The organism is Bacillus cereus group sp. MYBKT111-2, assembly GCF_051915205.1.
GTDB classification, from domain to species: Bacteria; Bacillota; Bacilli; order Bacillales; family Bacillaceae_G; genus Bacillus_A; species Bacillus_A paranthracis.
In genome coordinates this window covers 21,106-34,856 of record NZ_JBQAEG010000015.1, presented here as the reverse complement: position 1 = coordinate 34,856, position 13,751 = coordinate 21,106, and the positions used below count along the sequence as shown (strand labels likewise).

The window sequence follows — 13,751 nt, the reverse complement described above, 5'->3', positions numbered from 1 at the left end:
TTCCTCCTTCCTATTGTGAATTATTTGCTAACCTTCACAGCGCCTTGAACAACTACAAGAGATTTCTTAGCACCTGGAACGTTACCTTTTACTAATAATAAGTTGCGCTCAGTGTCAACTTGAACGATTTCTAAGTTTTGGATAGTAACTTGGTCTCCACCCATACGTCCAGCAAGTTTTTTGCCTTTGAATACACGGTTCGGAGCAACTGGGCCCATTGAACCTGGACGACGGTGATAGCGAGAACCATGAGACATAGGCCCGCGAGATTGTCCGTGGCGTTTGATAACACCTTGGAAACCTTTACCTTTAGAAATTCCTGTTACATCAACGATTTCACCTGTAGCGAATACGTCAACTTTTACCTCTTGACCAACCTCTAATCCGTCCACGTCTGCATCGCGGATTTCGCGAATGAAGCGCTTAGGAGTTGTAGATGCTTTAGCAGTGTGGCCTTGTTCAGGTTTGTTAGTTAACTTTTCACGTTTATCTTCAAATCCTAACTGGATTGCGTTGTAGCCATCAGTTTCAGTTGTTTTCTTTTGAAGAACAACGTTTGGATTAGCAGCGATAACTGTTACTGGGATTAACTCACCGTTCTCAGCAAATACTTGAGTCATACCGATCTTTCTTCCTAAGATTCCTTTGGTCATGAGTTACACCTCCTACATTTTTAAGTTATATAAATTATAGTTTGATTTCGATATCTACACCAGATGGTAAGTCTAAACGCATTAATGAATCTACTGTTTGTGGAGTAGGACTCACGATGTCGATTAGACGTTTGTGCGTGCGCATTTCGAATTGCTCACGAGAATCTTTGTACTTATGAACAGCACGAAGAATTGTGTAAACAGTTTTTTCAGTTGGTAATGGGATCGGACCAGAAACTGTTGCCCCAGAACGCTTAGCTGTTTCTACAATTTTCTCAGCAGACTGATCAAGAATACGGTGATCGTAAGCTTTTAAACGGATACGAATTTTTTCTTTTGCCATTATTTTCCCTCCTTCGTTCGCCTATTTCTAAAATAGACCTTCTCCATGGAAATTTCCCCACACCATGCCATGGCAAAGCGGCCGGGTGTGTCAGCAACCTTCCACTTCATCGCAGTCAAAGACCAACATTGTCTATTATACAATGTTATTCGTCTAGATGCAAGCATCTTTTTGTTTGCATCTGCTTTTCTCTACTTTTGCTATTATACATGGCACTTTAAAGAATTTCAAGTTTTCATCTACCAGAATTCATTTTACAGTTTCTGGGTTTTGTTTATTGCTTTTTATATATTATAGAAGAAACTCGTCAAAACATAAAAATATGATTTCATTTATTATATAAACGCAAACAAAAACCCCAAGGGAAAATCCCTCGGGGTTTTTTATATCAGTTAAGATTACTCAACGATAGTAGCAACTACACCGTAACCTACTGTACGTCCACCTTCACGAATAGAGAATTTAGTTCCCTCTTCGATAGCGATTGGAGCGATAAGTTCGATAGTCATTTCGATGTTGTCACCAGGCATTACCATTTCAGTACCTTCTGGTAATTGGATGATACCAGTTACGTCAGTTGTACGGAAGTAGAACTGAGGACGGTAGTTAGCGAAGAATGGAGTGTGACGTCCACCTTCTTCTTTAGATAATACGAAAACTTCAGCTTTGAATTTAGCGTGAGCTTTTACAGAACCGCTTTTTGCAAGTACTTGTCCACGTTGGATGTCTTCACGAGCAACCCCACGAAGTAAAGCACCGATGTTGTCTCCAGCTTGAGCTTGGTCAAGAAGTTTACGGAACATCTCTACACCAGTTACAGTTGTAGAAGCATTTTCTTCAGCAAGACCGATGATTTCTACTACGTCACCAACTTTAACGATACCGCGCTCAACACGACCAGTAGCAACTGTACCACGACCTGTGATAGAGAATACGTCCTCTACAGGCATTAAGAATGGTTTGTCAGTTTCACGTTCTGGAGTTGGGATGTAAGCATCAACTTCAGCCATTAATTCAATGATTTTTGCTTCCCAATCAGCTTCTCCTTGAAGAGCTTTAAGAGCAGAACCTTTGATTACAGGAATGTCGTCGCCTGGGAATCCGTATTCAGATAATAGGTCGCGAACTTCCATTTCTACTAATTCTAATAATTCTTCGTCGTCTACCATGTCGCATTTGTTTAAGAATACAACGATGTAAGGTACACCTACTTGACGAGAAAGAAGGATGTGCTCACGAGTTTGAGGCATTGGGCCATCAGCAGCAGATACTACTAAGATACCGCCGTCCATTTGAGCAGCACCAGTGATCATGTTTTTAACATAGTCAGCGTGACCTGGGCAGTCAACGTGTGCATAGTGACGAGTTTCAGTTTCGTACTCAACGTGTGCAGTTGAGATTGTGATACCGCGCTCTCTTTCTTCTGGAGCAGCATCGATTTGATCGTATCCGCGTGCTTCAGCACCACCAGCTTTTGCAAGTACTGTAGTGATCGCAGCAGTTAATGTAGTTTTACCATGGTCAACGTGGCCGATTGTACCGATGTTAACATGGGGTTTAGAACGTTCGAATTTAGCTTTAGCCATTCTAAATTCCTCCTTAGTTTATATAGGTTATTTTATATTTAGGCTAGAAAGCGAAACTTGCGTCCCACTTTCTAAGCTTACATAAGTAGTTATACGTGAAGAATCGATAAAAATCAATTATTCACCTTTATTTTTTTTGATAATTTCTTCAGAAACAGACTTTGGTACTTCTTCATAGTGGTCAAACACCATAGAGAATGTTCCGCGTCCTTGAGTGTTAGAACGTAATGACGTTGCATAACCGAACATTTCAGAAAGTGGAACCATAGCGCGAACAACTTGAGCGTTACCGCGAGCTTCCATACCTTCTACACGTCCACGACGAGATGTTACGTCACCCATAATGTCACCCATGTACTCTTCAGGAATTACAACTTCAACTTTCATCATTGGCTCAAGAATTACTGGGTTACATTTAGAAACCGCAGCTTTAAGTGCCATAGATGCAGCGATTTTGAACGCCATCTCAGATGAATCGACATCATGGTAAGATCCGTCAACTAATGCAGCTTTAATGTCTACTACTGGATATCCAGCAAGTACACCATTTTTAAGTGCATCTTCAAGACCTGCGCCTACAGCTGGGATGTATTCACGTGGAACAACACCACCGACGATCTTGTTTTCGAATTCGAATCCTTTACCTTCTTCATTAGGTTCAAACTCAATCCAAACGTGACCGAATTGTCCACGTCCACCAGATTGACGAGCGAACTTACCTTCAACTTTCGCAGCAGCGCGGAAAGTCTCACGGTATGCTACCTGAGGAGCACCAACGTTTGCTTCAACTTTGAACTCACGGCGCATACGGTCAACGATGATATCAAGGTGAAGTTCACCCATACCAGCGATGATTGTTTGGCCAGTTTCTTGGTCAGTGTGAGCACGGAATGTTGGATCTTCTTCAGAAAGCTTAGATAATGCTGTACCCATTTTATCTTGGTCAGCTTTTGATTTTGGTTCGATAGCTACAGAGATAACTGGCTCTGGGAATTCCATAGACTCAAGGATAACAAGGCTCTTCTCGTCACAAAGAGTATCACCAGTAGTAGTATCTTTTAAACCTACAGCAGCAGCGATATCACCAGCGTAAACTGTTGAGATCTCTTCACGGCTGTTAGCGTGCATTTGTAGGATACGACCTACACGCTCACGCTTACCTTTAGTTGAGTTTTTCACGTATGATCCAGAGTTTAACACACCAGAGTACACACGGAAGAATGTTAACTTACCAACATAAGGGTCAGTCATGATTTTGAATGCTAGAGCTGAGAAAGGCTCTTCATCGCTAGACTTACGTTCTACTTCTTCATCTGTATCCGGAAGAGTACCTTTGATTGCAGGTACATCTAATGGAGATGGTAGGTAGTCGATAACTGCGTCTAACAGAATTTGAACACCTTTGTTTTTGAATGCAGAACCACAGATTACTGGGAAGAATTCTACAGAAGTTGTAGCCTTACGGATACCAGCTTTAAGCTCTTCTACAGTGATTTCTTCACCTTCTAGGTACTTCATCATCATTTCTTCATCAAGCTCAGCTACCGCTTCAATAAGTTTTCCACGGTATTCTTCAGCTAGTTCTTTATGCTCTTCAGGAATTTCAACACGTTGAATGTCTGTTCCTAAATCGTTACCGTACATGTAAGCACATTCTTCAACAAGGTCAATGATACCATTGAACTCATCTTCAGCACCGATTGGTAACTGAATTGGGTGTGCGTTTGCTTGTAAACGATCGTGGATTGTTCCTACAGAGTATAAGAAATCTGCACCGATTTTATCCATTTTGTTAACGAATACGATACGAGGTACGCCGTAAGTAGTAGCCTGACGCCAAACAGTTTCTGTTTGTGGTTCTACACCAGATTGTGCATCAAGTACTGCTACCGCGCCATCAAGTACGCGTAAAGAACGTTCTACTTCTACTGTGAAATCTACGTGACCTGGAGTGTCAATGATGTTTACACGGTGACCTTTCCATTGTGCTGTAGTTGCAGCAGAAGTAATTGTGATACCACGCTCTTGCTCTTGCTCCATCCAGTCCATCTGAGATGCACCTTCGTGAGTTTCACCGATTTTGTGAATACGTCCTGTGTAGTACAGAATACGCTCAGTAGCTGTTGTTTTACCAGCATCGATGTGAGCCATGATACCAATATTACGAGTGTTTTCTAAAGAGAACTCTCTTGCCATTTGGTGTCTTGCTCCTTCCATATATGGATTGGATTTTTTATTTTAAGTAGCAAAAAAGCCACTTTATATTGTTACACATGTCAGTATGTCCAGTACCCTCATTATGTAAAACGAGCGCCCAACGAAAGGGAGAGGCATTCTCCCTCTCCACACTTCCATAAGCGACAAATAAAGCGGTTTATGCTTACATTTATTTTACGTTGAATCCTACCAACGGTAATGAGCAAATGCTTTGTTAGCTTCTGCCATTTTATGAGTGTCTTCACGTTTCTTAACAGATGCACCAGCGTTGTTAGCTGCATCTAAGATTTCGTTAGCAAGACGCTCTTCCATAGTTTTTTCACCACGAAGACGAGCGTAGTTTACTAACCAACGAAGACCTAAAGTTGTACGGCGTTCTGGACGAACCTCAACTGGAACTTGGTAGTTAGCACCACCAACACGACGAGCGCGTACTTCAAGAACAGGCATAATGTTCTTAAGAGCTTGCTCGAATACTTCCATTGGCTCTTTACCAGTACGTTCGCTTACGATATCGAACGCATTATAAAGAATTGTTTGAGATTTACCTTTTTTACCGTCAACCATCATTTTGTTGATAAGGCGTGTTACTAGCTTCGAATTGTACATTGGATCTGGTAACACGTCACGTTTTGCAACAGGACCTTTACGAGGCATATTGAGTTCCTCCTTTCATTAAAAAGTTATTATTTCTTAGCCGCTTTTGGCTTTTTAGTACCGTATTTAGAACGGCCTTGCATACGCTTGTCAACACCAGCTGTATCAAGCGCACCACGAACGATGTGGTAACGTACCCCTGGTAAGTCTTTTACACGACCACCGCGAATTAATACTACGCTGTGCTCTTGTAAGTTGTGACCGATACCTGGGATGTATGCTGTTACCTCAATACCATTTGTTAAACGAACACGAGCATATTTACGTAACGCTGAGTTAGGTTTCTTTGGAGTCATTGTACCAACACGAGTACATACACCACGTTTTTGAGGTGCAGAGATATCAGTTGATTTTTTCTTTAAAGAGTTAAAACCTTTGTTTAACGCAGGTGATTTAGATTTCCATACTTTATCAGTACGACCATTTCTCACTAATTGGTTAATAGTAGGCATTTGATTATCCTCCCTTCGCATGTTTGTATGACCACATATCCAGGTGGTTCATTATTAGTTGAAAACAAAGTTTTTGCAAGGGAGAGCAAATGCTCTCTCCTCACAAAAACAGTTTTAACTTATTATTCCTATTGCTGAAGCTCCCACTTGAATCCCCGCAACTTTTCCAAGTTTACGAACTGATTCAACTTTTGTTATGGGTATGTTATGTTGCAGTGCAGTACGAATGATAACATGGGTTAACCGCATATCAGCATCTTCTGCAATGACAACTTCTTTAACTATACCATTTTTGATTGCCTCCAATGTGCGTTTATGACCAACGACCACATTTTCAGCATTTGACACTTTTTGATAAGACATATAAATATCCTCCAAAGCATCGTTCAGGAGCAACCTTGCTTATAGTAACATTTTGACTCATACAATGTCAACTAGGATTAACTGTTTTTATACAAAATTTACGACGGAAAATTTTACTGTTCCACATAAACTTCATCGTTTTCTACATTCATGTCATCTTGTGTTGTTTTAACAAGATCCACTTTGCGATAACGATTCATACCTGTTCCAGCAGGAACAAGTTTACCGATAATAACATTTTCTTTCAATCCTAGAAGTTCATCGCGTTTACCCTTAATTGCTGCATCAGTTAAGACACGAGTTGTTTCTTGGAACGATGCTGCAGATAAGAATGAATCTGTTTCAAGTGAAGCTTTTGTAATACCAAGTAGAACAGGTCTAGCTGTCGCTGGTTGTTTACCTTGTAGTAACACCTTCGCATTCGCATCAGTAAACTGATGGATATCTAGTAATGTTCCTGGTAATACATCTGTTTCACCTGCATCACTTACACGTACTTTACGTAACATTTGGCGTACCATTACTTCTACGTGTTTGTCACCAATTTCTACCCCTTGCATACGGTATACTTTTTGAACTTCACGTAATAAGTATTCTTGAACTGCCGTAATGTCCGTTACTTTTAGTAATTCTTTCGGATCAATAGAACCTTCTGTTAACTCTTTACCGTGGCTAATTTTCTGTCCTGGAATTACTTTCAGACGAGCACCGTAAGGAATAGCATACGTACGAGCTTCAACTTCACCCTGTACAACTACTTCTTGGCGATCTTTAACATCGTTGATCGCTGCGATAACACCGTCGATTTCACTGATAACAGCCTGACCTTTCGGATTACGAGCTTCGAAGATCTCTTGGATACGAGGTAAACCTTGAGTGATATCATCTCCGGCAACCCCACCTGTATGGAACGTACGCATCGTTAACTGTGTACCTGGCTCACCGATAGATTGAGCTGCGATAATACCTACCGCTTCCCCTACTTCTACGTCTGTTCCAGTTGCTAAGTTACGACCGTAACACTTCTTACATACACCGTGGCGAGTGTTACACGTAAACGCTGAACGAATGTTTACAGTTTCAACACCCGAATTTTCAACGATATGAGCGATATCTTCAGTAATTAATTGATTTTCAGCAACTAATACTTCACCTGTTTCAGGATGTTTTACAGTTTTTCTTGCAAAACGTCCAACAAGACGATCATATAATGACTCAATAACTTCATTACCCTCTTTAATCGCACCAATTAATAAACCGCGATCTGTTCCACAATCATCTTCACGAACGATTACATCTTGTGCAACGTCAACAAGACGACGTGTTAAGTAACCAGAATCGGCAGTTTTCAGTGCTGTATCGGCAAGACCTTTACGCGCACCATGCGTAGAGATGAAGTACTCAAGTACTGTTAAACCTTCACGGAAACTTGATTTGATTGGAAGTTCGATGATACGACCAGATGGATTGGCCATCAGACCACGCATACCAGCAAGCTGAGTAAAGTTCGATGCGTTACCACGGGCACCGGAATCACTCATCATGAAGATTGGGTTGCGTTTATTCAAGGACTTCATCAGTTTTCCTTGGATAACATCTTTTGCATTACTCCAAATAGAGATAACGCGATCGTAACGTTCTTCTTCCGTGATTAAACCGCGACGGAATTGTTTAATTACATTATCTACTTTTGCTTGTGCTTCGTGGAGAATTTCATCTTTTTCACCTAATACAAGAATGTCAGATACCCCAACTGTAATACCAGCTTTTGTAGAGTACTTGAATCCTAAGTTTTTCATACGGTCAAGCATGCGAGACGTTTCTGTAATTTTGAAACGTTTAAACACTTCCGCAATGATGTTACCAAGGATTTTCTTGCTGAATGGCGCCACTTCTTCGCGACTAGCAATAATCTCTTTAATGTTCGCACCTTTTTCAACGAAATATTTCGCTGGTGTTTCTTTTTCAAGGTTTGAATTTGTTGGTTCATTAATATAAGGGAACGACTCTGGTAAGATTTCGTTAAATATTAATTTACCAACTGTTGTTAATAGAAGCATACTCTTCTGCTCTTCAGTAAATGTTGCGTTGTTTACTGCGCTTGCAGCTACTGCAACACGTGTATGAAGATGTACATATCCATTTTGGTATGCAAGTAATGCTTCGTTCGCATCTTTGAAGACCATACCTTCACCGATTGCACCTTCACGCTCAAGCGTTAAGTAGTAGTTACCTAATACCATATCCTGAGATGGAGTAACAACTGGTTTACCGTCTTTCGGGTTCAAGATGTTTTGTGCCGCTAACATAAGAAGACGAGCTTCTGCTTGTGCTTCTGATGATAAAGGTACGTGAACGGCCATTTGGTCACCGTCAAAGTCCGCGTTGTATGCAGTACATACAAGTGGGTGAAGACGGATTGCGCGACCTTCTACTAATGTAGGTTCAAACGCCTGAATACCAAGACGGTGAAGTGTTGGTGCGCGGTTTAGAAGTACTGGATGTTCTTTAATCACAGATTCTAAAACGTCCCAAACTTCAGGTTGTACACGCTCGATTTTACGTTTCGCACTCTTAATGTTGTGTGCTAATCCTTTTTCAACTAACTCTTTCATTACGAAAGGTTTGAACAATTCAAGCGCCATCTCTTTCGGTAATCCACATTGATACATCTTTAAGTTCGGTCCTACAACGATTACAGAACGACCAGAGTAGTCAACACGTTTACCTAATAAGTTTTGACGGAAACGTCCTTGTTTACCTTTAAGCATGTGAGATAGTGATTTTAATGGACGGTTACCTGGTCCAGTAACTGGACGGCCACGACGACCATTATCGATTAATGCGTCTACAGCTTCTTGTAACATACGTTTTTCGTTTTGAACGATAATGCTTGGTGCACCTAAGTCCAATAGACGTTTTAAACGGTTGTTACGGTTAATTACACGACGGTATAAGTCGTTTAAGTCAGAAGTAGCAAAACGTCCACCATCTAACTGTACCATTGGGCGTAGTTCTGGTGGGATTACTGGTAGAACATCTAAGATCATCCAAGATGGCTCATTTCCAGAGTTACGGAATGCTTCTAATACTTCTAGACGTTTAATAGCACGAGTACGGCGTTGTCCTTGTGCTGTTTTTAATTCTTCTTTTAAGAAGTCTACTTCTTTATCTAAATCGATGTCTTGTAATAGCTTTTTAATCGCTTCTGCACCCATAGCAGCTTGGAATGTGCTACCATATCGATCACGATATGCACGGTATTCTTTTTCAGAAAGTAATTGCTTCTTATCAAGTGGTGTATCTCCACTTTCTGTTACAACATAAGAAGCGAAATAAATTACTTCTTCAAGCGCGCGAGGGGACATGTCTAAGACAAGTCCCATGCGGCTCGGGATACCTTTGAAATACCAAATATGAGATACAGGAGCAGCTAATTCGATATGACCCATACGTTCACGACGTACTTTCGCACGCGTTACTTCAACACCACATCGATCACAAACTACACCTTTATAACGTACACGTTTGTATTTTCCGCAATGACATTCCCAGTCCTTTTGTGGTCCGAAAATACGCTCACAGAACAAGCCGTCTTTTTCAGGCTTTAACGTACGATAGTTAATTGTTTCTGGTTTCTTAACTTCACCGTATGACCAAGAACGAATCTTGTCAGGTGAAGCAAGTCCAATCTTCATATATTCAAAGTTATTTACATCTATCAAGGGGCCTACCTCCCTTTTAGTCTACAGGTTATCCCAATTATTCCTTAGTTGTCTCAACTTCGACATTCAATTTATCTGCTGATTGATGATCATCGTCATCTTCTGTATCACGCATTTCAATTTCTGTATCGTCGCTAGACATCATTTTAACGTCCATACCTAAACTTTGCAGCTCTTTAATCAATACTTTGAATGATTCAGGAACGCCTGGTTCTGGAACATTTTCGCCTTTAACAATTGCTTCATACGTCTTAACACGTCCAACAACATCATCAGACTTCACTGTTAAGATTTCTTGAAGAGTATAAGCAGCACCGTAAGCTTCAAGTGCCCAAACCTCCATCTCACCGAAACGCTGTCCACCGAACTGAGCTTTACCTCCAAGAGGCTGCTGCGTTACAAGTGAGTATGGTCCAGTAGAACGAGCATGAAGTTTATCGTCAACCATGTGCGCAAGTTTGATCATATACATGACACCAACAGATACACGGTTATCGAATGGTTCACCAGTACGTCCGTCATACAGGATTGTTTTCGCGTCATTTGCCATACCAGCTTCTTCAATTGTGCCCCAAACATCTTCCTCACGAGCACCATCGAATACTGGTGTTGCAATGTGAATACCAAGGTATCTTGCTGCCATACCAAGATGAAGCTCTAATACCTGACCGATATTCATACGAGATGGTACCCCTAATGGGTTTAACATGATATCGATTGGCGTACCGTCTGGTAAGTAAGGCATATCTTCTTCTGGTAAAATACGAGAGATAACACCTTTGTTACCGTGACGTCCGGCCATCTTGTCACCTTCAGAAATTTTACGTTTTTGAACGATATATGCACGTACAAGTTGATTCACGCCTGGTGGCAATTCATCGCCATCTTCACGGTTGAATACTTTTACGTCTAAGATAATACCGCCACCACCGTGTGGTACACGTAGTGATGTATCACGTACTTCACGCGCTTTTTCTCCAAAGATAGCATGTAATAGACGTTCTTCAGCTGTTAATTCTGTTACACCTTTAGGCGTTACTTTACCAACAAGTAAATCTCCATCTTTTACTTCCGCCCCAACGCGAATGATACCGCGCTCGTCAAGGTTGCGTAATGCATCTTCCCCAACGTTTGGAATGTCACGTGTAATTTCTTCTGGTCCAAGCTTCGTATCACGAGCTTCTGACTCATATTCTTCAATATGAATAGAAGTGTACACATCATCTTTTACAAGGCGCTCACTCATAATGATCGCATCCTCGTAGTTATAACCGTCCCAAGTCATGAAGCCAACAAGCACGTTACGTCCAAGTGCTAGTTCACCTAATTCCATAGAAGGACCATCCGCAAGGATTTCACCTTTTACAACTTCATTTCCAACACTTACGATTGGACGTTGGTTGTAGCAAGTTCCTTGGTTAGAACGAATGAATTTTTGCATTTTGTAGCGATCTAAGTCGCCTTTTACTGTTTGACCGTCAACTTCTACATAGCGACGTACCCAAACTTCACGTGCTTCTACGCGCTCAACAATACCAGGGTGTTTACAGATTACTGCAGCACCTGAGTCTTTTGCTGATACATACTCCATACCTGTACCTACAATCGGTGATTCCGGATTCATTAACGGAACCGCCTGACGTTGCATGTTCGCTCCCATAAGTGCGCGGTTAGAGTCATCGTTTTCTAAGAACGGAATACAAGCTGTCGCTGCCGACACTACTTGTTTTGGTGATACATCCATGTAGTCGATGCGTTCTTTATTTGTGACAATGTTTTCACCACGGAAACGAGCTACGATATCTTCATCAAGGAATTCTCCTTCTTCAGATAATTTCATATTCGCTTGGGCTACAACATAATTATCTTCTTCATCTGCTGTTAAATAATCAACATGCCCTGTTACAAGACCAGTTTCTGGGTCAACACGACGGTATGGTGTTTCAATGAAACCAAACTCATTTACTTTCGCGAACGAAGATAATGAGTTAATCAAACCGATGTTTGGTCCCTCTGGTGTTTCAATCGGACACATACGACCATAGTGAGAGTAGTGAACGTCACGTACTTCAAAGCCTGCGCGCTCACGCGTTAAACCACCAGGTCCTAATGCAGATAGTCTTCGTTTGTGAGTTAACTCTGCTAATGGGTTTGTTTGGTCCATGAACTGAGATAACTGAGAACTTCCGAAGAACTCTTTAATAGATGCAATAACAGGACGAATATTAATTAATGCCTGTGGTGTAATTGCATTTGTATCTTGGATCGACATTCTCTCACGAACAACACGTTCCATACGAGAAAGACCGATACGGAATTGATTTTGTAATAGTTCTCCAACAGAACGCAGACGACGGTTTCCTAAGTGGTCGATATCATCTGTATCCCCTACTTTGTATAGTAGGTTGAAGAAGTAACTGATAGAAGCAAGGATATCACCTGGTGTGATGTGTTTTACATCGCGAGTAATATTTGCATTACCAATTACGTTAATTACGCGCTCGCCTTCTGACTCAGGAGCATAAATCTTAATAGATTGCAGCTCAACATCGCCTTCTACCACTCCACCCATTGGTTTCGCTGTTTTGAATCCAATGTTTTTCTCTAAGTAAGGTAAAATGCGATCAAGTGTACGACGATCTAAGATTGTTCCTTCTGCCGCTAAAATTTCACCAGTTTCTGGATCCACTAATGTTTCAGCTAAACGTTGATTAAACAATCTGTTTTTAATGTGTAACTTTTTGTTGATCTTGTAGCGACCTACATTTGCTAAATCGTAGCGCTTTGGATCAAAGAAACGAGACACAAGTAAGCTCTTAGCATTTTCTACTGTTGGTGGCTCACCAGGACGTAGACGCTCATAAATTTCAAGCAATGCTTTTTCTGTGCTATCTGTGTTGTCTTTTTCTAATGTGTTGCTTAAGTATTCGTTATCACCTAAAAGCTCGGTGATTTCTTGATCAGAGCCAAACCCTAATGCGCGTAACAAAACAGTTACAGGAAGTTTACGCGTACGGTCAATACGCACATATACAACATCCTTAGCATCTGTCTCATACTCTAACCAAGCTCCGCGGTTTGGAATTACAGTAGCAGTAAAACCACGTTTTCCGTTTTTATCCACTTTGCCACTATAGTATACGCTTGGAGAGCGAACTAACTGGGAAACGATAACACGTTCTGCACCGTTAATTACGAATGTTCCAGTCTCTGTCATGAGTGGGAAATCTCCCATGAACACATCTTGTTCTTTTACTTCACCAGTTTCCTTGTTGATTAGACGCACTTTTACACGAAGTGGTGCTGCATACGTCACATCACGCTCTTTGCATTCGTCTACAGAGTATTTAGGTTCACCTAAGCTGTAGTCGATAAATTCAAGCGATAGATTTCCCGTAAAGTCTTCAATCGGAGAAATGTCTTGGAACATTTCTCGCAAACCCTCATCAAGAAACCACTGATAAGAAGAGGTTTGAATTTCGATAAGATTTGGTAACTCTAATACTTCACTAATACGGGCATAACTTCTTCGTTGGCGGTGGCGTCCGTATTGAACTAGTTGACCTGTCAACTGCTTCACCCCTCAAATCATGAGTATTATAAATGCACAAAAAAATTTGTGCAAAATCACAAATAAATACAACTACTGCTATTTAGCGTAGTCTTTTTCTCTTAAAGATAAATACGTTGAGTCTTTCTACCTGTTCAAAAAAGAAAAATGGCTTCTATAAGAAAACCATCATTCTGTTTCATAA

At 41.0% G+C, this 13,751-nt stretch carries 9 protein-coding genes; all 9 read right to left on the bottom strand.

All coding sequences use genetic code 11. The annotated features are described in order from the left end of the window. Positions 1-20: 20 nt before the first annotated feature. Positions 21-653: a 50S ribosomal protein L3 gene (gene rplC, locus ACTFNE_RS26190; protein WP_000160207.1), complete on the bottom strand. Its 633-nt coding sequence runs from the start codon at positions 651-653 to the stop codon at positions 21-23. Between the two features lie 34 nt (positions 654-687). Beyond that, positions 688-996, bottom strand: a complete 309-nt coding sequence (gene rpsJ, locus ACTFNE_RS26185) for a 30S ribosomal protein S10 (protein WP_001040596.1) — start codon at positions 994-996, stop codon at positions 688-690. 398 nt (positions 997-1,394) lie between these two features. Next, positions 1,395-2,582, bottom strand: a complete 1,188-nt coding sequence (gene tuf, locus ACTFNE_RS26180; RefSeq protein ID WP_001029614.1) for an elongation factor Tu — start codon at positions 2,580-2,582, stop codon at positions 1,395-1,397. 117 nt (positions 2,583-2,699) lie between these two features. Continuing rightward, complete coding sequence (gene fusA / locus ACTFNE_RS26175) at positions 2,700-4,778, bottom strand: elongation factor G (RefSeq protein ID WP_000090372.1); 2,079 nt, start codon at positions 4,776-4,778, stop codon at positions 2,700-2,702. 207 nt (positions 4,779-4,985) lie between these two features. Beyond that, a complete protein-coding gene (gene rpsG, locus ACTFNE_RS26170) occupies positions 4,986-5,456 on the bottom strand; it encodes a 30S ribosomal protein S7 (RefSeq protein ID WP_001137493.1) in 471 nt (156 codons plus the stop codon). 29 nt (positions 5,457-5,485) lie between these two features. Next, complete coding sequence (rpsL, locus tag ACTFNE_RS26165) at positions 5,486-5,908, bottom strand: 30S ribosomal protein S12 (protein WP_001142340.1); 423 nt, start codon at positions 5,906-5,908, stop codon at positions 5,486-5,488. 114 nt (positions 5,909-6,022) lie between these two features. Next, the gene (locus ACTFNE_RS26160; protein WP_000121830.1) at positions 6,023-6,271 is read right to left on the bottom strand and encodes a 50S ribosomal protein L7ae-like protein; all 249 of its coding nucleotides are present in this window, start codon (positions 6,269-6,271) and stop codon (positions 6,023-6,025) included. Positions 6,272-6,384: 113 nt separating this feature from the next. Then, on the bottom strand, positions 6,385-9,996 hold the full coding sequence (gene rpoC / locus ACTFNE_RS26155; RefSeq protein WP_000567937.1) for a DNA-directed RNA polymerase subunit beta': 3,612 nt from the start codon (positions 9,994-9,996) through the stop codon (positions 6,385-6,387). A gap of 37 nt (positions 9,997-10,033) precedes the next feature. Continuing rightward, positions 10,034-13,567, bottom strand: coding sequence for a DNA-directed RNA polymerase subunit beta (gene rpoB, locus ACTFNE_RS26150; protein WP_000147554.1), 3,534 nt, complete (start codon positions 13,565-13,567; stop codon positions 10,034-10,036). Positions 13,568-13,751: the final 184 nt, after the last annotated feature.